The organism is Saccharospirillum mangrovi, from assembly GCF_003367315.1.
Classification (GTDB): domain Bacteria; phylum Pseudomonadota; class Gammaproteobacteria; order Pseudomonadales; family Natronospirillaceae; genus Saccharospirillum; species Saccharospirillum mangrovi.
Window position 1 is genome coordinate 3,597,014 of sequence record NZ_CP031415.1, and the last position, 21,615, is coordinate 3,618,628.

Here is a 21,615-nt window from a genome sequence, read left to right on the forward strand (position 1 = left end):
CTGAGTCACTGAGACCGGCGCAACGTCGCCATCGCTAATAACGCCGACACGGCCATCAACAACAAGGCCACCGCATTCAACACCGGCGTTGAACCTTCGCGCAGGCGGTTGAACAGCGCCACGGTTAACGGCGTATCGCTGCCGGTCAGCATGACGGTGGTGTTGAAGTTCTCGAACGACATCAAAAACGCCATCGCCGCCGCGCCGAAAATCGCTGGCAGCAGCCAGGGCAAGGTAACGGTAAACCAGGCAACGATCGGGGTTGCTCCGAGATTCAACGCCGCTTCTTCCAACTGCGGATCGAACTTGCGCAAACGGGCAGCGATGATCAGCGTGGAGAGCGTGGTGATAAACGCTACCTGGCCGCCAATCACCAGCGGCAGACCAGGCCGGAACAGATCGAGTTCGATGCCCCAACGCAGCGATACCTCGTTCGCCAGACCGCTGTAAAACACCAGAATTGACACGCCCAGAATCACACCCGGAATCACCAGCGGCAGCAGCATCACCAGATACAACACTTCCTTGCCGCGAAACTCGATGCGCTCGAACAACACCGCATTAACGCAACCGAGCGCGACCGAAATCACCGTCACCCAGAACGCCACCAACACACTGACCCAAAGCGCCGACAACAAACCCTGATCGTGAAACAGGCCGGTGCGGTTGCCGCTTTCGGCAGCGTTGGCGAAGTACCAATCGACGGTAAAACCCTGCCAGGGCAAGGACGGGAAATTGGAATCGTTGAACGCAAAGACGGCCGTTACCAGCAACGGCAGCGCGAGATAAATAAAGAACGCCAACAGATACAGCAAATAGAGACTGTTAAAGACGCGCGAACGCGGTACCGAGCGAATCATCCCAACACCTTACGCAAATTCTGGCCGGTTAAACGCAGCCCCAACCAGACCAGCAGCGACGACAACACCAGCAACAACACACCCAGCGCCGCACCCTGTTCCCAGTTAAAGCGGGTGATGAACTGAGTGAAAATCTGCTGGGTAAACCAGGCGCTGTCTTTGCCGCCCATCAGCGTGGGTGTGAGGTAGGAACCGAGCGTCAGCATAAAGACGACGATGCAACCGGACACAATGCCCGGCATGGCCCAGGGCACAACGATGTCGCGCAGCACATGCCAGTGATTGCCGCCGAGGTCGTAGCCGGCTTCAACCAGATTGTCGTCGAGGCCATCGAGCGTTGTAACCAGCGGCACCACCATAAACAGCAGGGCGTTGTAGACCAGCCCGACGATGACGGCGACGTCGTTGTATAAAAATTCCACCGGCCCATCGACCCAACCCAACGCTTGCAGCCAACTGCTGAACAGACCGCTTTCGCGCAGCAAAATCATCCAGCCGTAAGTGCGTACCAGCTCGCTCGCCCAAAACGGAATCAGGCAGGCCAGAAACAGCAAACCCCGAGCACGGCCGCGCGCCAGTTTGGCGATGTACCAGGCAATGGGAAAACCGATCACCAAAGTCAGCGCCGTAGTCAGCAACGACATCACGCCGGTGCGAATGAAAGTGCGCCAGTAATAGGATTCGGCGAAGAAATTGCTGTATTGGGTGACACCCCAATCGAGGCTGTCCCAGCTTTCGCGCACCTGAAACGAGATGCGCAGCATCTGCACGTGCGGCAACAACACCAGCAGAACAATCCACAGCACAAAGGGCGTCAGCAATAACAGCAGCGAGAGTTTGCCGGCGGTACGGTTCACAGGCTGGCCTCGGCAAACACCGTCGCGCGCTGCGGTTCCCAGCCGAGAGTGACGGCAGAACCCGGTTGCAAATCGCCCACCGAACCATCCTGCGGCAAACGCGCAAACAACTCGCGCTCGCCCAGACGGGTTTCGATGCGGCTGTTGGCGCCGTCGAACAAAGTAGTACTCAGTTGCGTTTCAACCCGACTGAACGACGCTGGCAGTTCGCTGCCAATCAGCATCGATTCGGGACGGATAAACAGCGATGCCCGCTGGCCCACACTCAAGTCAGCCGATACCCGGCCACTGACTTGCGCGCCGCTGTCCAATTGCAGCTGCGCCATGCCGTTGTCGAGACTCAGCACTTCGCCATCAAGCCGGTTGTTGTCGCCTACAAAACTCGCCACGAACGGCGTTGCCGGTTCGCGATACAACACATCCGGTGCCGCGACCTGATCGAAGCGACCATTGCGCATCACCGCCACCTGATCGGACATCACCAGCGCTTCGGATTGATCGTGCGTGATGTAAACGAAGGTGGTGCCGAAGGCTTTCTGCAAATGTTTGAGTTCGACTTTCATCTGCTCGCGCAGTTTTAAATCGAGCGCGCCGAGCGGTTCGTCGAGCAACAACAAGGTCGGTTCCAGCACCAGACAGCGCGCCAGGGCAACGCGTTGACGCTGGCCGCCGCTCAACTGCTGCGGCATGCGATCACCCAGACCGGGCAAGCCGACTTGTTCCAGCACGCGCTCTGTTTTCTGGCGGCGTTCGGCCGCGGCGACTTTGCGCCGTTTCAGGCCGTAACCGATGTTGTCGGCAACGCTCATGGTCGGGAACAACGCCAGGTGCTGAAACACCATGTTCACCGGCCGCTTGTTCGGCGGCACGGTGTTCATGCGTTGATCGCGAATGAAGATGTCGCCGGAATCCGGCCGGTCGAAACCGGCCAGCAGGCGCAGCAAAGTGGTTTTGCCGCAGCCTGACGGGCCGAGAATCGAGAAAAACGAACCGGCCGGTACGTCCAGCGAAATCCGGTCCACCGCTTGGTGATCACCAAAACGGCGGACCAGCTCGGTACAACGAAGATCCGAGGCCATGGCGACCTCAGTTCGCTGCCTGGATGCGATCCAGAACCTGACCTTCGAGGGCTTCCAGACCCGGCGGAACCGGCGGATACCAGTTGATGTTGTCGAGCGCTTCCTGGTTGAAACTGACGCGATAGGCATCGCGCAGTTCAGCGCGCACAAACGCATCAGCGCCGACAGCGGCGGTGAAGTTACCGGACTGGTTGGTGATCTGGGCAGCAATTTCCGGTCGGTTCACGAAGTTGATCCACTGATAGGCAGCATCGACGTTTTCCGCACGGCGCGGCAACGCGAAGGTATCAATCCAACCCAGTGCACCTGATTCCGGGGCCACGAAATTGATCGACGGATTTTCCGCGTGCAGCGTCCAGCCACCGGCATCCCACGCCATAGCGGCGGTCACTTCGCCGGTGCGCAGCAAGGCCAGCAATTCATCGCCGCCACTCCAGTAGGTTTTCACGTTGGCTTTGCACTCGATCAGCGCCGCTTCAACTTTCTCCAGAATGGCGCGGTACTCACCTTCGTTGTCGTAAGCGGCAAACGGATCTTCACCCATGGCGAAGGCGAAACCGATCAATGTCGGGCGCTTCAGACGGTAAGACACACGACCGGCCACAGCGTCAGCACACAAATCGGTGTAATCGGTAACCACATTCGCAGCAGGACCCGCCACGATCAGACCGCTGGTGCCCCACACCGCCGGCACGCCGTATTGGCCGCCGTTCATGGAAGTGGATTCACGAGTGGCGTTCAGCATGGAGGTTTGAATCAGGCCGGTATCAATGCGGCTCATATCCAGCGGCTGATAAATGTTGAACTGGCGTTGTACGCCGATGATGCGATCCTGGCTCGGCTGCGCCAGATCGAAACCGGCACCGCCTGTGGCGCGCAGTTTGGAAATCATGTCTTCGTTGTTCGACAGCGTGACCTGAACGTCGATGCCGGTTTCTTTTTCAAACTGGGCCACAACGGCGTCCGGGGCGTAGCCACCCCAGGTCAACAAACGCAATTCTTCAGCCTGCACAGCGCCGGTTGCGACAGTCGCAACCACGCCAGCCGCCAGGGCAAAACGGGTAAAAGCGGTCATAGGGTTTCCTCTGTTTCCAGTACGGATTTCAGGACGGTTCAATTCGACCCAACTACGCTATGAGTCCGATGTGTCAGCTTGATGACGATAAACCGATTGTGACGGCGGTCAAGGTGGCGCAAATGTGCTGGACTGAGCGCTTGCGCACTCTGGTACACTGCACCGCTCTTGCTCAGCCGCCCCACGCCCCGGAGACGCCGATGACACCCTGGCAATCCATTCTCGATTTCTGGTTCGGTGACCAGGAACCGCCCGAACCGGTGTTTCGCAAACGCTGGTTTACTGGCGGGGCCGAACTCGACCAGCAGATTGCCGAACGCTTTGGCGAACTGCACCAGCGCGCGGTTGACGGCGAGTTAGACGCTTGGTTATCGCACCCGCACGGGCGTTTGGCGTTGATCTTGTTAATCGACCAATTCAGCCGCAATCTCTATCGCGGCCGCGCCGACGCCTTCGCCTGGGACGACCGGGCGCGGCAGTGGAGCTTGGATGCACTGAATGGCGACCATTATTCAGCCCTGGCCGTCAGTGGCCGGATGTTCTGCTTAATGCCGCTGATGCACGCCGAAGACCGGGCGCTGCACGACCAATTGCACCAGGCCATCGAACAATTGCTGACGGATTTCCCCGACCAACACGACTTTCTCGACGGCATGAAAACATCCGCCGTCGAACACCGGGATCTGATTATTCGTTTTGGCCGTTATCCGCACCGCAATACCGTGCTGGGCCGAACCTCGACACCCGAAGAAACCGACTATTTAAGTGGCAACGCTGCCCGCTTTGGGCAGTAAACCTGCGTACATTTTCTGGAACCTTGGCGGAAGGGCCGGGTCCAACCCGTTTAAGACTCACACCGATTGGAGACAGCATGATCAAACTCACCCTGCGCCCGCTCGCCCTGTTGGTTGCCCTGGCGCTAGCCAGCCTCGCCGCCCACGCCGATGAACTGACCGAAGCCGACGTCGAACAACTGGTGCACGACTATCTGCTGGCACACCCCGAAGTGGTGCAAGAAGCGCTGGATCGTCTGCAACAGCAACAACAAGCCGCGCAAGCCGCCGCCGAACAACAACGCCTGAGTTCCCTGAACGAACAACTGGTCAGCTACCCGCACGACCCGGTCGGCGGTAACCGTGATGGCGAACTGACGTTGATCGAATTCTTCGACTACAACTGCGGCTACTGCAAACGCGCCAACGCAACGCTGCAAGCCTTGATGGAAGACAACCCGAATCTGCGCGTCGTTTATAAAGAATTCCCAATCCTCGCGGAAACTTCGGTCACCGCCGCGCGCGCGTCGCTGGCCTTGAACAAGCTGTATCCGGAACACTACGAAACCTTCCACCGCAGCCTGCTGGAACGTCGCTCGGGTCTGCAAAAAGACGACGATGTCTGGGACGCCATTGAAGAACTGGACGGCGTCGACACCGCTGCCATCCGCGCCGAAAGCCAGGCCGACTGGGTACAACAAACCCTCGCCAGCAACTACCAACTGGCACGCCAACTGAACATCAGCGGCACCCCAACCTTTGTGATCGGCGACAACATGCTGCGCGGTGCGTATCCGCAAGCGGATATTCAAGCGGCGATTGACGAAGCGAGCTGAGCTTTAAGTAACCAAAAAAGGGCCGTTAAGGCCCTTCATAGTTGGAAGTAAATAGAAAGCGATTATCGGAAAGCTCATAAAAAACAAACGTCAATCTGCAACCACCCAGGGTTCCAATTCCTGCCAATTCCACCCATCGGATGACCGCCAAAAGGTCTTGCCGATCACCCAGAATTGATTATCGAACCTCAACGCCTGATGTCCTTCGATTGTTTTATCTTTGAACGCAGAATCACTATCACTAGGGTTTGTACTTACCCAATGTTTGCCATCCAGAGTTGACCAAACTCGGCTGATAAAAAAACTGTGCCCTCCGATAAACCAAAGTCGCTCACCGGTTGCTTCTAGAGTTATTACCGTTTCACTGCCAAATAGCTCCCAAATACTGAAAGGTACTTCTACTTGGCCGGGATCCATCGAACCGTTGCCGTTTGGCGATTGAATAAAGTAGGTTGCTAATTTATCTACCGGTTGCCGGTGCCATTGGCGGCCATCATTCGATGTCCATACATCATCGTATTGATGAGACAGGTAACGATCACGAGTGCGTATACCGTCTGGACCTTCGCCACCGATCACCCACAGCAGACCGTTAAAGGCGATCGCTTGGTGATTTGCCCGCGCCGGAAAAATTGTTCCCGATGCCACCCCCATTAACCGGCCCACCCGATGGATTATTGACGACAGGAAACTACGATCACCTGTCGTTTCCTGTATCCAATCAGTGCCGTTAACAGACGACCAGACATCATTTAACGACTCATCCGCTCCCCGACCGCCAATCACCCAAAGCCGCTGATCAAACACCACCAACTCGTGGTTCAAACGCGCACTGAAAGGAGCATGTTCCAGGACCTGCTGCCAATGAATGCCATCCTGACTGGTCCAAACATCGTTATAAACACCGTCTCTGCCACCACCCACCAGCCATAGCCTTTGATTGAACAAGGCTATCCTGTGACCACATCGAGGTGAGAAATCGGCATGGCTTCGATGCCGTTGCCAGCGCAGACCATCGGTAGAGGACCAGATGTCGTTCTCGCACTCGTATTCATCATTAAGCCCACCCACAACCCAAATGCGATCGGCAAAGGCAAAAGCCTGATGGTCGGCTCGCCCTTTAAAGTCGGTACCGATCATATGAGATTGCCAATCTGTGCCATGAGTCCACGACCAGATGTCATTCAATGTCCGGCCCGCGGCATCTTCACCACCAACGACCCAGAGCCGATCATTAAAGTCGACCACGCCATAGCCCGCTCGTCGCGAGTAATCAATCTCTCCTGGCTGCTCCTGCCAATGAATTCCATCGTTGGACAACCACAGGTTCCTTCGATAACCATTGAAGTATTCACCGCCCGATAGCCACAGTTGTTCACCACGACCATCGTTGCTGACGACAATTTGGTGGCCCCGACGCTCCGTGAAACCGGGCCGGTCAGTTTCCAATGTCCACATCTTTCCATTAACTGAGGACCAAACGTCGTTGTTGTACTCCTGGTCGGCAGTCCAGCCTCCAATCACCCATAACCGATCCTGAAAAGCGATGGCCTGGTGTTCTTTTCGACCGGAAAACGAATAAGCGGAATCCGGTGGCAATACTTCCTCCCACTGGCGGCCGTCAAACGACCAGACATCGTTGTAAAACCTATTTGTCTGGCTAGCATGCCCACCAATTAGCCAAAGCCGTTCTTCGCCTTTTGGTGTGACAGAGACCACTACTTGACTGTGTTCCCGGCCATTAAAACTTGCACCAATGGCCTCTTGGCTTTGCCAAGCCAAACCATCCGCAGACGACCAGACGGAGCCTTCTAAACCATTAATCAGCCATAGTTGATTTTGAAATACCACAACCTGACTGGTCGTTGTTACTGTGCCTGGGAAGGCATTCGAAACCGATCTCTGCGTCCAGACATCGCCATCCTGAGATGACCAAACTTCGTCAGTGCCAACATTTCCGCCAAACAGCCAAAGCTGACCCTGGAACGTCACCAACGACATTTTGGTGCGCCCACGAAATCGTTTGGACTCCACGCCAGAGAAGTACGATCCGTCCGATTGCGGATGTAATGTTCCCAGTTGTTCAGCAGCGGCGACTTCAATGCAAAAAACGCAGAGTACAAAACAAAAAAGGAGGGGGTGAACGGTATGACGGAAAAGGCGAATTAATTGAGACATAGTCAATTCCTCGAACGAGTGACACAGCTTGTCCAACGGACAGGTCACTCCAAACTACTGGCTCACCATTTGAAAAATCGTTTAAAAACAGGACGAAAAGCACAGGCCTCAAATAAAACTGCGGAATGGTTCTCGAAGCGGGCTGGGTTGTTTTCTTGTCCCATAAAAACCGGCAGGAGGCCGGTTTTTAAGAACTGAGCACGGTCGATGGCGATGGGACGCAGCAGCGAAAATGTCCAACTGTATCCGGAACACTACGAAACCTTCCACCGCAGCCTGCTGGAGCGTCGCTCGGGTCTGCAAAAAGACGACGATGTCTGGGACGCCATTGAAGAACTGGACGGCGTCGACACCGCTGCCATTCGTGCCGAAAGCCAGGCCGACTGGGTACAACAAACCCTTGCCAGCAACTACCAACTGGCACGCCAACTGAACATCAGCGGCACCCCAACCTTTGTGATCGGCGACAACATGCTGCGCGGTGCGTATCCGCAAGCGGATATTCAAGCGGCGATTGACGAAGCGAGCTGAGCTTTAAGTAACCAAAAAAAGGGCCGTTAAGGCCCTTCATAGTTGGAAGTAAATAGAAAGCGATTATCGGAAAGCTCATAAAAAACAAACGTCAATCTGCAACCACCCAGGCCTCTAATTTCTGCCAGCTTCTTCCATCGGATGAATTCCAAATATATCCATTAAAAAACTCACCATCCGTTCCACCAATGACCCAGAGTTTGTTATCAAACACCAACACCTGATGACCCTCAATTGCTGTGTCGTTGAACCTTGAATCAACAGGATTTCTATTTACCCAATGTTCGCCGTCTAGGGTTGACCAGCCTTGGTTGCCATAGTGCCCTCCTATTAACCAGAGTCGCTCGCCGGCTGTTTCATTGGTTACCACCACTTCACTGCCAAATTGGGTCCAAATACTGAAAGGTACTTCTCCTCGGCCAAGTTCCATTGAACCGGCTTCGTTTGGTGATTGAGTCAAGTGGGTTGCTAATTTATCTACCGGTTGCCGGTGCCATTGACGGCCATCGTTCGATGCCCATACATCATCGTATATATGAGACTGGTGACGATCACGCAGGCGTGTACCGTCAGGACCTTCGCCACCGATTACCCAGAGCAGACCGTTAAAGGCAATAGCTTGGTGTCTTGCCCGCGCCGGGAAACTACTATCACCTGTCGTTTCCTGTATCCAATCAGTGCCGTTAACAGACGACCAGACATCGTTCAACGACTCATCCACCCCCCGACCGCCAATCACCCAAAGCCGCTGATCAAACACCACCAACTCGTGATCCTTTCGCGCAAAGAAAGGAGCATGTTCCACTACCTGCTGCCAATGAATGCCATCCTGACTGCTCCAAACATCGTTATAAACACCGTCTCTTCTGCCACCACCCACCAGCCATAGCCTTTGATTGAACAAGGCTATCCTGTGACCACATCGAGGTGAGAAATCGGCATGGCTTCGATGCCGTTGCCAGCGCAGACCATCGGTGGAGGACCAGATGTCGTTCTCGCACTCGTATTCATCATTAAGCCCACCCACAACCCAAATGCGATCGGCAAAGGCAAAAGCCTGATGGTCGGCTCGCCCTTTAAAGTCGGTACCGATCACATGAGATTGCCAATCTGTGCCATTTCGTGAGGACCAAACATCGTCGAAATACTCGAGCAAATCATCACCACCCACTACCCAAAGTTGTGAGTCAAAAACGGCAACCGCGTGCCCAGTTCGGAATGGATATTGGGTTTCTGCCTGACGCAGCACCCAGTGGGTTCCATCGTGTGAAGACCAGACGTCTTTCAGACCGCCGTCACCGATTCCGCCAATCAGCCACAGTTGTTCGCCGCTGCCATCGTTAAATACGACAACTTGATGTTCTCTTCGAACTGAAAACTCGGCATGGGCCGTTTCGAGTCGCCATTCTTTACCATCAATTGAAGACCAAACATCGTTGTTAAAAACACCATCTTCAGTCCATCCGCCGATCACCCAAAGCCGCCCCAAAAAGAAAGCGACTTGATGATCTCGGCGGCCGGTATAAGAATGGGCGGAATCTGATGGAACAACTTCCTCCCATTGGCTGCCATCGAACGCCCAGACATCGTTGAAAAACTTATGTGGAAAATTAGCCCCCCCAATCAGCCAAAGTCGTTCATCGCCTTCAGAGCTGATAGAGACGACTAATCTACTTGATCCTCGACCGACAAAGCCGGGGCCAATAGCACCTTGGCTTTGCCATTCCAAGCCATCCTTTGACGACCAGACGGAACCTCCAAAACCATTAACCAGCCAAAGCTGATTTTGAAAAACCACAGCCTTATGGCCCGGAGCCTCTATCTGAATCTGAGTCCAGATATCGCCATCCGGTGATGACCAAATTTCATTGGCACTGTCGGTGCCACTATCGTCTGTACCACCAAACAACCAAAGCTGATCTTGAAACGCTACTAGAGAAGCATACGCCCGTCCGGAAAACCGCTCGGGCCTTTCTGCTGAAAAGCTTGGTTCCTCAGCAAAGGCAGTAGAGCAAAAGAAACTGAGTGCAAAACAAAAAAAGCACGGGTAAACGGCAACGCGGAAAAGGCAAAGTAATTGAGACATAGTCGATTCCTCGAACGAGTGACACAGCTTGTCCAACGGACAGGTCACTCCAAACTACTGGCTCACCATTTGAGAAATCGTTTAAAAACAGAACGAAAAGCACAGGCTTCAAATAAAACTGTGGAATGGTTCTCGAAGCGGGCTGGGGTTGTTTTCTTGTCCCATAAAAAAACCGGCAGGACGCCGGTTTTTTAAGAACTGAAATGCTCGCGACGGTTAAACAACCGCCGCTGATTCATCAGACTGCACCGGCGCCGTTTCGCCGTGAATCCGCGCCAGACCTTCACCGATTAAACGCTCGGCTTCTTTCATGACATCGACGGCGGTCCGGTCACCAACCGATATCGGCGGATGAATGATTACATCAATAGTGCCTGGCAATTTTACGAAGCGTTTGTTCAACCAATAATCGCCGGAATTATGAGTCACGGGAATGATGGGAACATCAGCGGCCTTAGCTAAGACAGCACCGCCGCGCTGGAAAGGCCGCAGGGCATGTGGTTCCGCACGCGTGCCTTCGGGGAAGATCAGCACAAAGACGCCATCGCGCAGCTTGGGCACGCCCTGCTCCATGATTTGCGTCATCGATCCTTTGCGGTCGGCACGGTCGATGGCGATGGGGCGCAGCAGCGAAAATGTCCAACCAAAAAACGGAATGCGCAGCAGGCTTTTCTTAACCACCTGAGTTTGTGGCCGGAACAAGCGCTGCAAGAAAAACGTTTCCCAGGCACTTTGATGATTCGACACGACTACGCCAGCCGTACCATCGAGGTGTTCCAAGCCGGTCACTCGATAATTAATACCGAGAATCCAACGGGTGCCCCAAACGGCAACCTTGGCCCAGGTGCCAATCACAAAGTGATAGCGCAGCCGGTACGGCAACAGGAAGGCAAAAAAGCCACAGAAACTGGCCCAGGCGATGGTGAAAGGACCATAAAAGAATGCATAGAAAACAAAAGTTCGCAGATAAGCCAGCCACATAGCGCCGGTTCTCGCCCATATTCGACACGAATACGCAGTTTAACGGCAATTTGCCAAACTACGGTGTCGAAAAAGTGAATTGATCCTTTCCCGAGCGGAAAGAAGTGCGCCGCCCGTAGGCGGCGCATTCAAAGTTAGAGCGGCCGTTATTGTTGCAGCAGCGAAATGTCGGCCACTTGCAGGAACAAGTGCCGCAGCCGCGCCAGCACCGCCAGGCGATTGGCGCGCACGGCGGCGTCTTCGGCCATGACCATCACGCCATCGAAATAGGCGTCAACGCTGTCGCGCAATCCGGCCAGGCGTTGCAGTGCGCCTTGGTAATCGCTGGTCGCCAGCAATGGCGATACATCCGCTTCGGCCGACTGAATGGCATTCCACAACTGGCCTTCCGGCGCTTCGCTGAACAAGCCGGCATCCACATTAGCCGCCACTTCATCGCCGGCTTTGCTGAGCAAATTGGAGACGCGTTTGTTGGCGGCGGCCAGGGCTTCGGCCTGATCAAGCACCGAGAAATTGGCGACGGCTTTAACGCGGCGGTCGATGTCCAGCGGGCGGCTCAGTTCCAGCGCGCGCACGGCCTGGAATACATCGGCACGAATGCCGGCGTCGTTGTACCAGGCGCTGAAACGATCGAGCGCGTAGCTGACCACTTGCTCGACCACGGTGGCACGTTCGGGCAGATCGGCGTGTTGATCGGCGGCGAAAGTGACCAGATCGCGCAGGTCCAAATCCAGCTCACGTTCGACCAGAATGCGCAGCACACCCAGGGCGGCGCGGCGCAGTGCGAACGGGTCTTTGGTGCCGGTCGGCGGCTGACCGATGCCGAACAGGCCGGCCAGGTTGTCGAGACGATCGGCCAAAGCGACCGCCATACCGGCGCGGGTAACCGGCAGGTCGTCACCGGCACCAGCCGGGCGATATTGCTCGGCGATGGCCTGGGCCACTTGCGCGTCTTCGCCATCGTTCAGCGCGTAGTAGTAACCGGCGATGCCCTGCATATCGTCGAACTCGAACACCATGTCGGTGACCAGATCGGCCTTCGCCAGCCAGGCGGCGCGTTCGGCCTGGTTTACGTCGTCACCCAAACGGCGGGCAATCTCGGCGGCGGTGGCTTTAAGGCGTTCGGCCTTGCCGTAAAGCGTGCCCAATTGCTGTTGGAAGGTGACGGCTTTGAGTTTTTCGACGCGGTCGGCCAGCGGTGTTTTGCGGTCGGTTTCCCAGAAGAAGGCCGCATCGGCCAGGCGCGGACGAATGACTTTTTCGTTACCGGCAATCACCTGACTCGGGTCGCGGCTTTCCAGGTTGGCGATGAAGACGAAGCTCGGTGCCAGTTCGCCCTGGGCGTTTTGCGTCGGGAAATATTTCTGGTGTTCCTGCATGGAAGACACCAGCGCTTCGGACGGCACTTCCAGAAAACGGTCTTCAAAACGGCCGAGCAAGGCGACCGGCCATTCGTTCAGCGAGGTCACTTCGTCGAGCAGATCGTCGTCGATCACCACCTGCACACCGGCGTCGCTGGCGACCTGTTCGGCATCGCGGCGAATGCGTTCGCGGCGTTCGTTGAAGTCGGCCAATACATAGGCTTTTTTCAGCGCTTCGGCGTAGTCGCTTGGCTGATTCAGCGTAATGGCTTCCGGCGCGTGGAAACGGTGGCCGCGGCTCTCATTGCCGGATTCGACGCCATAGACTTCCGCGGGCACGACTTGATCGCCCAGCAACATCACCAGCCATTGCACCGGGCGGACGAATTCAATGCGGCTGCTGCCCCAACGCATGCGCTTGGGAATCGGCAGCGCGTCCAAGGTTTGTTGCACCAGTTCCGGCAGCAATTCCAAGGTCGCCTTGCCCGGTTCGACGCCGCGATAGACCAGCCACTCGCCTTTGTCGGTCGCCATTCGTTCCAGTTGATCGACGCTGACGCCGTTGGAACCGGCAAAGCCTTCAGCGGCCTTGGTCGGCTTGCCGTCGGCATCGAAGGCGGCTTTCACGGCTGGGCCGCGACGTTCAAAGGCTTCGTCCGGTTGCGCCAGTTGCAAATCTTTGACCCACAACGCCAGGCGACGCGGCGCGCCATAGCGGTGGCTGTCGCCGTGGCTCAGACCGGCCGCTTCCAGGCGTTGCAACAGGCCATCGGCAAAGGCGTCCTGCAAAGATTTCAGCGCCTTGGGGGGCAGCTCTTCGGTGCCCAGTTCGATCAGAAAATCAGCCTGTGTCATGCGTCTTGATCCTTGCTGTCGGCGTCGGCGCCGAGAATTTCATCACGCAGCGCCTGCGGCGCCATCGGGAAGCCCAGCGCTTTGCGGGCGTCGTAATAGGATTGCGCCACCGCTCGCGACAAAGTGCGTACACGCAGGATGTAACGCTGACGTTCGGTCACCGAAATGGCGTGGCGGGCGTCGAGCAAATTGAAGGTGTGGCCGGCTTTGAGAATCTGCTCGTAGGCGGGCAACGGCAGATTGGCGTCGATCAGTTTTTTGGCTTCGCCTTCGTGGTATTCAAATTGGCGGAACAGGTTATCGACGTCGGCGTATTCAAAGTTGTAGGTCGATTGCTCGACTTCGTTTTGCAGGTAGACATCGCCGTAGGTGACTTCGGTGCCGTCCGGGCCGATGGTCCAGATCAGGTCGTAGACGTTATCGACGTCCTGAATGTACATCGCCAAGCGTTCCAGACCGTAGGTCAACTCGCCGGAAATCGGATAACACTCGATGCCGCCCACCTGCTGGAAGTAGGTGAACTGGGTGACTTCCATACCGTTCAGCCAGATTTCCCAGCCCAAACCCCAGGCACCCAGCGTCGGGTTTTCCCAGTTGTCTTCAACAAAGCGAATGTCGTGCACCAGCGGGTTGATGCCAATGGCTTTCAGCGATCCCAAGTACAACTCCTGAATGTTGCTTGGGTTCGGCTTCAAAATGACCTGATACTGATAGTAGTGCTGCAAGCGGTTGGGGTTTTCGCCATAGCGGCCATCGGTTGGCCGGCGCGACGGCTGCACGTAAGCGACGTTCCAGGTTTCCGGGCCGAGCGCACGCAAAAAGGTCGCTGGGTGACTGGTACCCGCGCCGACTTCCATATCCAGCGGTTGCAGAATGACGCAACCCTGGTCCGCCCAGTATTGCTGGAGCGTCAGGATCAGACCTTGGAAGGTCAGGCGATTGTTGGCGGTGGTATCGGTCACAGCGGTTGGCCCCGGTGCTGGTTAAAATTCAGTGAGTTGGTCAAAAACAGAGCGCCGCATTATACATAGGCGGGCACAGTCGGTCACCGAAGCTAAGGGCAGTACACAGGATCAGCTGCGCCAGAATTGAGGCGAGAACAGCACCAGCAGCGTGAAGATTTCCAGCCGGCCAAGCAGCATGGCGAAACACAGCAGCCATTTCGCCAACGCCGGAATGTCGGCGTAATGGGCGGCGACATCGCCCAGGCCCGGACCGAGGTTGTTGATCGAAGCGCCGACGGCAGACCAGGCGGTGTCGAAATCGAGGCCGGTGCCGAGCAAGGCAAACAACAGCGCCGCATAGGTGATGACGTAGAAACTGAAAAATCCCCACACCGATTCGACCACGCGGTCTTCAATGCGGCGGTTGCCGATCTTGATTGGAAACACCCCGGCCGGGTGCACCAGCCGACGAATTTCCCGCAGGCCTTGTTTGATCAGCAACAGGGCGCGAATCACCTTAATGCCGCCGGCGGTCGAGCCGGCGCAGCCGCCGATGAACGACGCCATCAACAACATAAATGGCAGGAACAACGGCCAGGTGGAAAAGTCGGCAACGCCAAAGCCAGTGGTCGTTAGCACCGAGACCGATTCAAACAGGCCATAACGCAGCGAATCGCTGAGGCCGTAAGTGCCGCCCAGCCACAACACCAGCACGACGAGCGCGACCAGGCCAAAGGCGATGACCAAAAAAAAGCGGTATTCCGGGTCGAAAAAATAATGCCGCAAACTGCGCATGCGCCAGGCAACAAAGTGCAACCCGAAGTTGGCGACCGACAACAACATAAAAGCGACGGCAATCAGCTCAATGGCCGGACTGTCGAAATAGCCAATGCTGGCGTCGTGCGTAGAAAATCCGCCGATGGCGACAGTGGCAAAGGCGTGGCCGATGGCGTCGAACAACGACATGCCAGCCGCCCAATACGCCAGTGCGCAAATCACCGTTAACGCCAGATAGACGTACCAGAGCGCCTTCGCCGTTTCGGTAATGCGTGGCGTCAGTTTGTTGTCTTTCATCGGCCCCGGCGTTTCGGCGCGGTACAACTGCATGCCGCCGATGCCCAACATCGGCAACACCGCGACCGCCAATACGATGATGCCCAAGCCGCCCATCCATTGCAGTTGCTGGCGATAGAACAACAGGCTTTTAGGTTGGTCGTCGAGGCCGGTGATAACGGTGGCGCCGGTCGTGGTCAGGCCGGAGAAACTTTCGAAGAAGGAGTCGGTGAAGGTGGTGGTCGCCGCCGGCGCGAGCGTAATCGGAATGGAGCCGGCAAGGCCCAGTACGATCCAGAACAAGACGGTGATGACAAAACCATCACGCGTGCGCAATTCGGCTTGGTGGCGCCGCACCGGCAGCCAGAACACGAAACCGACGGTCAGCGTTAACAGAAAACCCAGCACGAAAGCGTTGTGAATGCCGTCGCTGTAGATGAACGACACCAGCACCGGCGGCAGCATCGACAAACTGAACACCATCAGCAGCAGGCCGAGTACCTTGAGCGTCAGTCGAAAGTGCATGCTGGCCCCATCAGAAGAAGGTCAAACCTACCTGGAACAGACGTTCGACATCGCCGATGCGCCGCTTGTCGATCAGGAACAGAATCACGTGGTCGTCCGGTTCAATCACCAGATCGCTCTGCGCAATCAGCACTTCGTCGTTACGGACGATGGCGCCGATGGTGCAGCCTTCCGGCAGGTCAATGTCTTCAACAGCGCGACCCACCACTTTCGATGAACGCGCATCGCCGTGCGCAATGGCTTCGATGGCCTCCGCCGCGCCGCGCCGCAATGAATGCACGTTGACGATGTCGCCCCGGCGCACGTGCGTCAGCAAACTGCCGATGGTGGTTTGCGAGGGTGAAATGGCGACATCAATTTCGCCGCCCTGCACCAGATCGACATAAGCGGAGTTGTTGATCAGCGTCATCACTTTGCGTGCGCCGAGCCGCTTCGCCAGCATCGAGGCCATGATGTTGGCTTCGTCGTCGTTAGTCAGCGCCAGGAAAATATCGGTGTCTTCGATGTTTTCATCGAGCAGTAATTCCTGATCCGACGCATCGCCACGCAACACAACGGTCTGGTTCAGGTATTCGCTGAGCAACCGGCAGCGCTCTTCGTTGTGCTCGAGAATTTTCACCGAGTAACGGCCTTCGAGCACCGTCGCCAACCGGAAACCGATGTTGCCGCCACCGGCGATGATGATGCGTTTGTAATTGCGTTCCTTGCGGCGCAACTCGCTCATCACGGCGCGAATATCGGATTTCCCGGCAATAAAGAAGACTTCGTCTTCGGCTTCAATCACCGTCGAGCCTTCGGGAATGATCGGCCGGTCTTTGCGGAAAATTGCTGCGACGCGCGTCTGCACCGACGGCATGTGTTGCTTCAAAAAGCGCAATTCCTGACCGACCAGCGGGCCACCGTGATAGGCCTTCACCGCCACCAGTTGCAGCTTGCCGTCGGCGAAATCGAGCACCTGCAACGCCCCCGGTGTTTCGATCAGACGCTGAATGTAATTGGTCACCAACTGTTCGGGGCTGATCAACACATCGACCGGCACCGCTTCGGGCGCGAACAGTTTTTCGCTGTGCTTGGTGTATTGCGGGCTGCGGATGCGGGCGATTTTGGTGGGCGTGCGGAACAGGGTGTAGGCGACCTGACAGGCGACCATGTTGGTCTCGTCGCTCGGCGTGACGGCAATCAGCAAGTCGGCGTCTTCGGCACCGGCCTGGCGCAGAATGTTGGGCAACGAGGCCACGCCCTGAACGGTGCGAATGTCGAGCCGGTCCTGCAATTCACGCAAGCGGCTGCCATCGAGATCCACCACTGTGATGTCGTTGTCTTCGCTGGCGAGATTTTCCGCCAGAGTGGCACCGACCTGGCCGGCACCGAGCAAAATGATTTTCACGTCTAATCCTTACGCCGCCGGCGTCGGGTCAATCTTTTCCAGTAACGCGAAATAAAAACCATCGTGACCGCCGGGTTGAGGCAGCCACTGTACTCCGAACTCGGTTGGCGCGTCACCCGCCAACGCCAGTGGCAGCAAGCGCGCGTCCGATTGTTTTTGCAAAAAGGCGGCAATGCGCTCGCTGTTTTCGCGCGGCAAAATCGAACAGGTGGCGTACAGCAATCGGCCACCGGGTTTCAGTGTGCGCCACAGTTGCGCCAGCAGGCGGTCCTGCACCTGGGTGAGGAAATCGACGTCTTTGGGTCGGCGCAGCAATTTGATGTCGGGGTGGCGACGAATCACGCCGGTGCCGCTGCACGGGGCGTCGAGCAGAATGCGGTCGAAGGCGTTGCCGTCCCACCAGGCATTGATATCGGCGGCATCGGCGGCGATTTGCCGAGCGTTCAGACCGAGTCGATCGAGGTTTTCGGCAACGCGTTGCAGCCGGCTTTCATCGACGTCCAACGCGGTCATGTCGATGTCCGCGCATTCCAGTAAATGGCCGGTTTTGCCACCGGGCGCGGCGCAGGCGTCGAGCACACGCTCACCGTTTTGCGGCGCCAGCAACAGCGCACATTGTTGCGCCGCTTCGTCCTGCACGCTGACATCGCCGTCGGCAAAACCGGGCAGTGCAAACACCGGCGCCGGTTGCGCCAGCGTCACGGCGCTGTCGGTTAACTCACAAGCAAAGGCTTCCAACCCTTCGGCTTCGGCCCGCGCCAGCCACTCAGCCCGATCCGCCTTGCGACGGTTAACGCGCAATGTCATCGGGCCTTGCACGTTGCCGGCGGCCATCACGTCTTGCCATTGCTCTGGATACGCCTGGCGCAATTGGCGCGTCAGCCAACCGGGATAACCAGCGGCGTTTTGCAGGCCGTCGATTAATTCATCGCCTTCGCGCTGAAAGCGTCGCAAGGCGGCGTTGAGCATTTTCGCCGCCCAGGGTTTTTTCAGCGGTTTGGTGGCATCGACGGTTTCATACAGTGCCGCATGTTCCGGCAAATCGAGTTGCCACAACTGATACAGACCAACCACCAACAGCATGTGCACGACGCGTTCTTTGTGCGCAATCGGTTTGTTGAGCAGCTTGCGGGTGAGTTCGTCGAGGCTCAGATAATGGCGCGCGCAACCGTAGACCAGTTGCTGATAAAAGCCGCGTTCTTCTTCAGGCAATTGCTCGCGTGTGGCAGGCAGCAGGTCGGCCAGCGAACGGCCTTGATCGACCAGTTGCACCAGAGTTTGGGCCGCCAGGGCGCGACTGTTGATCATGCCTTGGCCTCAATACCGAAGCGCGGTTCGGCTTCAAAATCGGCGCGACGAGCGCGCAGCACTTCGGCGACGTCCATGGCTTTTTTGCCCGGCAACTGGATGCGTTGCAGACGCAACACGCCCTCGCCGCAGGCAACGTCCAAACCGGCGTCACTGATGTGGATAACGTCACCGGGTTGAGCATTCGACTGAGTATCCAGCGGCTGCGCTTGCTGCACTTTTAAGGTGTCGCCCTGCCAGTGGGTGTAGGCGCCGGGCCAGGGTGTGAGGCCGCGAATCTGGCGGTCGAGCTTGGCGGCCGATTGCGTCCAGTCCAGTTCGCCTTCGGCTTTGCTCAGTTTGCTGGCGTAGGTGGCCAGTGCATCGTCTTGAACCTCGCCGTGCAAGGTGCCGGCTTCCAGGCTATTCAAGGCGTCGATCAGTGCCGGTCGGCCCAGTTCGATCAGCCGGTCGTGCAGGCTGGCGCTGGTGTCGTCGGCGCGAATGTCGCATTCGGCTTTGAGCAGCATGGTGCCGGTGTCCAGGCCCGCATCCATCTGCATGATGGTGACGCCCGTGGTGGCATCGCCCGCCAACAGCGCCCGATGAATCGGCGCCGCGCCGCGCCAACGCGGTAATAAGGAAGCGTGCACATTGATGCAGCCGAGACGCGGCGCATCGAGCACCGCTTGTGGCAGCAACAAGCCGTAAGCGACGACAACCATCAGGTCGGCATTCAACGCCGCCAGTTCCGCCTGGGCGTCGGCGGTTTTTAAGCTTTGGGGTTGGTAGACCGGAAGGCCGGCGTCAATGGCGACGCTTTTTACCGGCGACGGCGTCAATTTGCGGCCCCGCCCGGCCGGACGATCCGGCTGGGTGTAGACCGCGATGACGTTATGGTCGGACGACAACAAGGCTTTCAGATGCTCGGCCGCAAACTCCGGCGTGCCGGCGAAGATAACGTTCAATGCCATCGATCAGGAGACCGTCAGCTTATGCTGCTTCTCCAGCTTCTTGCGAATGCGGGTGCGCTTGAGGTTGGACAGATAATCGACAAACAGTTTGCCGTCCAGATGATCAATTTCATGCTGAATGCAGATGGCAAACAGGTCTTCGGCTTCGAACTCAATGGCTTCGCCCATCTCGTTCAACGCGCGCACGCGAATCTTGTCGGAACGGCTGACACGCTCGTAATAGCCGGGCACCGACAGGCAGCCTTCCTGAGATTCCACCGGGTTGCCGAGTTTGTCGTATTCGGGGTTGATCAGAATGTGCGGATCGTTCTGATCTTCTGAAACATCGACCACGATCAAGCGTTCGTGCACGTCAACCTGGCTCGCAGCCAGGCCAATTCCGGGCGCGTCGTACATGGTTTCCAGCATGTCCGCTGCCAGGGTGCGATGACGTTCTTCCACCTTGGCCACCGGCTTGGCCTTGGTGCGCAGGCGCGGATCGGGGTATTCGAGAATTTCTAATTTGGCCATGGGCTTATTCGCTTCCTGACAACCGAATGAGAGTCGTTATTGTACAGTATGTAGACAGATTTCGTAGTTTCAATTATCGGTCATTCCTAACGCTGATAGCTCAGCACTATTAAGAATGTCGACAGCGGCGAGCACTGTGATAGGCCGCTCAATTCCAACCGCTAACCGCCGTCCTGGCTTGGCGCCAACGCCGTCGCTGGTAGACTGCCGGGCTCGCCCGGGGCGCGGATTGTAACGGCAAAGCCGGCACATGGAAATTCGCACCGCCAGCGCCCGCCCAACTCAACTGGAACCTTCACGACACAGCGGCACGGATTGCCCTGTTTTGACACGGAGTCACCGATCATGGACGACGATCGTCTGCTTTGGCTGCGCTGGGTGCTGACGCCCGGCCTCGGGCTGAAACGCAGCCACGCCCTGCTCAATATCCTGACCGACCCGGCGGAGTTGTTCGTCCGGCCCGAGCGTTGGTCGCTGCCGCAAAACATCACCGATTGTCTGCAACAGATGGCGCGACTGGGCGACCAGCACCCGGTGCATCGTCAGGCACTGGCACAACTGCACTGGGCCGAACAGGACTCGCAACATTTAATCAGCTTGGCCGATCCGCGCTATCCGCCGTTATTGCGCGAGATTCCCGACCCGCCGCTGATGCTCTGGGTCAAAGGCAACGCGGACTTATTGCGGCAAACCCAAATCGGCGTGGTTGGCAGTCGCAATGCGACGCTGGCGGCGCGCCAGCACGCGGAACATTTGTCACGCGAACTGAGCCTCGCCGGCTTTGTCATCACCTCCGGTGGCGCCGCCGGCATCGACGGTTGCGCGCACGACGGCGCTTTGCACGGCAGCGGTGAAACGCTGGCGGTGCTCGGTTGCGGCGTCGATGTGGTGTATCCGAAAACGCACCGTTCGTTGTTTGAGCGCATTGCCAAAACCGGCGCGCTGATTTCTGAACACCCGCTCGGCACCCAGCCCAAACCGGGGCATTTCCCGCGTCGTAATCGGCTGATCAGCGGCTTGAGTGACGCCATCGTTGTGGTTGAGGCGGCCGAACGCAGTGGCTCGCTGATCACTGCCGAACACGCGCTGGAACAAGGACGCGATGTGTTTGCGTTGCCCGGCGACATCAACAATCCCAACGCCGCGGGCTGCCATCGGCTGATTCAGGACGGCGCTTACTTGCTCACCGGCGCCAACGATGTGTTGCAGGTCTTGTCGCCCGGCAAGACGATCAGCCCGGCCCGACAACGTGTCGAAGCGGTTGAACTGCCACCGCAACAACAAGCCTTGCTGGCGCTGTTGTCGAGCGAACCGCAGCCGCTGGACGTGATCTGCCATTTGCTCGGCTGTTCGGCGCAGTCGCTGCTGGAGCCCTTGCTGGAACTGGAACTCGGCGGCTGGATTCAACAACAACCGGGCGGCTATTGCCGGCTTTAGCCGCCTTAATTGTCAGCCCTGCCACA

18 protein-coding genes are annotated in these 21,615 nt (G+C 57.2%); 4 read left to right on the forward strand and 14 right to left on the reverse strand.

What is annotated here, in order from left to right; translation table 11 throughout:
• Nucleotides 1–5: 5 nt before the first annotated feature.
• Genes DW349_RS16860 through DW349_RS16875 form a run of 4 tightly spaced genes read right to left on the reverse strand, consistent with a single transcriptional unit; the run spans nt 6 to nt 3,871 of the window.
• Nucleotides 6–860 carry an ABC transporter permease gene (locus DW349_RS16860; protein WP_108124350.1) on the reverse strand — a complete coding sequence of 285 codons (855 nt, stop codon included), beginning with the start codon at nt 858–860 and terminating at the stop codon, nt 6–8.
• Nucleotides 857–1,717, reverse strand: coding sequence for an ABC transporter permease (locus DW349_RS16865; RefSeq protein WP_108124351.1), 861 nt, complete (start codon nt 1,715–1,717; stop codon nt 857–859). Before DW349_RS16865 ends, DW349_RS16860 begins: the two co-directional genes overlap by 4 nt.
• Nucleotides 1,714–2,796, reverse strand: a complete 1,083-nt coding sequence (locus DW349_RS16870) for an ABC transporter ATP-binding protein (protein ID WP_108124352.1) — start codon at nt 2,794–2,796, stop codon at nt 1,714–1,716. The genes DW349_RS16865 and DW349_RS16870 overlap by 4 nt, the downstream gene beginning before the upstream one ends.
• 7 nt (nt 2,797–2,803) lie before the next feature.
• On the reverse strand, nt 2,804–3,871 hold the full coding sequence (locus DW349_RS16875) for an extracellular solute-binding protein (RefSeq protein ID WP_108124353.1): 1,068 nt from the start codon (nt 3,869–3,871) through the stop codon (nt 2,804–2,806).
• 68 nt (nt 3,872–3,939) lie between these two features.
• Between DW349_RS16875 and DW349_RS16880 the strand changes: the two genes are divergently transcribed.
• Nucleotides 3,940–4,665 (forward strand): DUF924 family protein, encoded by a 726-nt coding sequence (locus DW349_RS16880; RefSeq protein ID WP_157954243.1) that lies wholly within the window; start codon nt 3,940–3,942, stop codon nt 4,663–4,665.
• Between the two features lie 77 nt (nt 4,666–4,742).
• Nucleotides 4,743–5,480, forward strand: a complete 738-nt coding sequence (locus DW349_RS16885) for a DsbA family protein (protein WP_115667158.1) — start codon at nt 4,743–4,745, stop codon at nt 5,478–5,480.
• A 90-nt stretch (nt 5,481–5,570) separates the two neighbouring features.
• On the opposite strand, the gene DW349_RS16890 is transcribed toward DW349_RS16885, so the two are convergent.
• Complete coding sequence (locus DW349_RS16890; protein ID WP_162824661.1) at nt 5,571–7,658, reverse strand: Kelch repeat-containing protein; 2,088 nt, start codon at nt 7,656–7,658, stop codon at nt 5,571–5,573.
• 207 nt (nt 7,659–7,865) lie between these two features.
• Between DW349_RS16890 and DW349_RS16895 the strand changes: the two genes are divergently transcribed.
• Entirely contained in the window at nt 7,866–8,189 is a 324-nt protein-coding gene (locus tag DW349_RS16895; protein WP_115667160.1) for a DsbA family protein, read from the forward strand.
• Between the two features lie 91 nt (nt 8,190–8,280).
• Here DW349_RS16895 and DW349_RS16900 read toward each other — a convergent pair whose 3' ends face one another.
• From DW349_RS16900 to def, 9 genes are all read right to left on the reverse strand, one after another.
• Entirely contained in the window at nt 8,281–10,275 is a 1,995-nt protein-coding gene (locus DW349_RS16900; RefSeq protein WP_115667161.1) for a Kelch repeat-containing protein, read from the reverse strand.
• Nucleotides 10,276–10,491: 216 nt separating this feature from the next.
• The gene (locus DW349_RS16905; RefSeq protein WP_108126528.1) at nt 10,492–11,256 is read right to left on the reverse strand and encodes a lysophospholipid acyltransferase family protein; all 765 of its coding nucleotides are present in this window, start codon (nt 11,254–11,256) and stop codon (nt 10,492–10,494) included.
• Between the two features lie 146 nt (nt 11,257–11,402).
• Complete coding sequence (glyS, locus tag DW349_RS16910; RefSeq protein WP_108126529.1) at nt 11,403–13,472, reverse strand: glycine--tRNA ligase subunit beta; 2,070 nt, start codon at nt 13,470–13,472, stop codon at nt 11,403–11,405.
• On the reverse strand, nt 13,469–14,434 hold the full coding sequence (glyQ, locus tag DW349_RS16915; protein WP_108126530.1) for a glycine--tRNA ligase subunit alpha: 966 nt from the start codon (nt 14,432–14,434) through the stop codon (nt 13,469–13,471). Before glyQ ends, glyS begins: the two co-directional genes overlap by 4 nt.
• Nucleotides 14,435–14,545: 111 nt before the next feature.
• A complete protein-coding gene (locus tag DW349_RS16920) occupies nt 14,546–15,994 on the reverse strand; it encodes a TrkH family potassium uptake protein (protein WP_108126531.1) in 1,449 nt (482 codons plus the stop codon).
• Nucleotides 15,995–16,004: 10 nt separating this feature from the next.
• Entirely contained in the window at nt 16,005–17,381 is a 1,377-nt protein-coding gene (trkA, locus tag DW349_RS16925; RefSeq protein ID WP_108126532.1) for a Trk system potassium transporter TrkA, read from the reverse strand.
• Between the two features lie 9 nt (nt 17,382–17,390).
• Nucleotides 17,391–18,689: a 16S rRNA (cytosine(967)-C(5))-methyltransferase RsmB gene (gene rsmB / locus DW349_RS16930; RefSeq protein ID WP_198650547.1), complete on the reverse strand. Its 1,299-nt coding sequence runs from the start codon at nt 18,687–18,689 to the stop codon at nt 17,391–17,393.
• Entirely contained in the window at nt 18,686–19,642 is a 957-nt protein-coding gene (fmt, locus tag DW349_RS16935; RefSeq protein ID WP_108126533.1) for a methionyl-tRNA formyltransferase, read from the reverse strand. Before fmt ends, rsmB begins: the two co-directional genes overlap by 4 nt.
• A gap of 3 nt (nt 19,643–19,645) precedes the next feature.
• Nucleotides 19,646–20,152: a peptide deformylase gene (gene def / locus DW349_RS16940; RefSeq protein WP_108126534.1), complete on the reverse strand. Its 507-nt coding sequence runs from the start codon at nt 20,150–20,152 to the stop codon at nt 19,646–19,648.
• 345 nt (nt 20,153–20,497) lie between these two features.
• Between def and dprA the strand changes: the two genes are divergently transcribed.
• Nucleotides 20,498–21,589 carry a DNA-processing protein DprA gene (gene dprA, locus DW349_RS16945; protein ID WP_108126535.1) on the forward strand — a complete coding sequence of 364 codons (1,092 nt, stop codon included), beginning with the start codon at nt 20,498–20,500 and terminating at the stop codon, nt 21,587–21,589.
• Nucleotides 21,590–21,615 lie beyond the last annotated feature (26 nt).

Bases quoted from the DNA above. Each gene is read 5' to 3' on its own strand.
- DW349_RS16860 (WP_108124350.1), bottom strand. From the start codon at position 860: ATGATTCGCTCGGTACCGCGTTCGCGCGTCTTTAACAGTCTCTATTTG.
- DW349_RS16870 (WP_108124352.1), bottom strand. From the start codon at position 2,796: ATGGCCTCGGATCTTCGTTGTACCGAGCTGGTCCGCCGTTTTGGTGAT.
- DW349_RS16875 (WP_108124353.1), bottom strand. From the start codon at position 3,871: ATGACCGCTTTTACCCGTTTTGCCCTGGCGGCTGGCGTGGTTGCGACT.
- DW349_RS16880 (WP_157954243.1), top strand. From the start codon at position 3,940: ATGTGTCAGCTTGATGACGATAAACCGATTGTGACGGCGGTCAAGGTG.
- DW349_RS16885 (WP_115667158.1), top strand. From the start codon at position 4,743: ATGATCAAACTCACCCTGCGCCCGCTCGCCCTGTTGGTTGCCCTGGCG.
- DW349_RS16890 (WP_162824661.1), bottom strand. From the start codon at position 7,658: ATGTCTCAATTAATTCGCCTTTTCCGTCATACCGTTCACCCCCTCCTT.
- DW349_RS16895 (WP_115667160.1), top strand. From the start codon at position 7,866: ATGGCGATGGGACGCAGCAGCGAAAATGTCCAACTGTATCCGGAACAC.
- DW349_RS16900 (WP_115667161.1), bottom strand. From the start codon at position 10,275: ATGTCTCAATTACTTTGCCTTTTCCGCGTTGCCGTTTACCCGTGCTTT.
- DW349_RS16905 (WP_108126528.1), bottom strand. From the start codon at position 11,256: ATGTGGCTGGCTTATCTGCGAACTTTTGTTTTCTATGCATTCTTTTAT.
- glyS (WP_108126529.1), bottom strand. From the start codon at position 13,472: ATGACACAGGCTGATTTTCTGATCGAACTGGGCACCGAAGAGCTGCCC.
- DW349_RS16920 (WP_108126531.1), bottom strand. From the start codon at position 15,994: ATGCACTTTCGACTGACGCTCAAGGTACTCGGCCTGCTGCTGATGGTG.
- rsmB (WP_198650547.1), bottom strand. From the start codon at position 18,689: ATGATCAACAGTCGCGCCCTGGCGGCCCAAACTCTGGTGCAACTGGTC.
- fmt (WP_108126533.1), bottom strand. From the start codon at position 19,642: ATGGCATTGAACGTTATCTTCGCCGGCACGCCGGAGTTTGCGGCCGAG.
- def (WP_108126534.1), bottom strand. From the start codon at position 20,152: ATGGCCAAATTAGAAATTCTCGAATACCCCGATCCGCGCCTGCGCACC.
- dprA (WP_108126535.1), top strand. From the start codon at position 20,498: ATGGACGACGATCGTCTGCTTTGGCTGCGCTGGGTGCTGACGCCCGGC.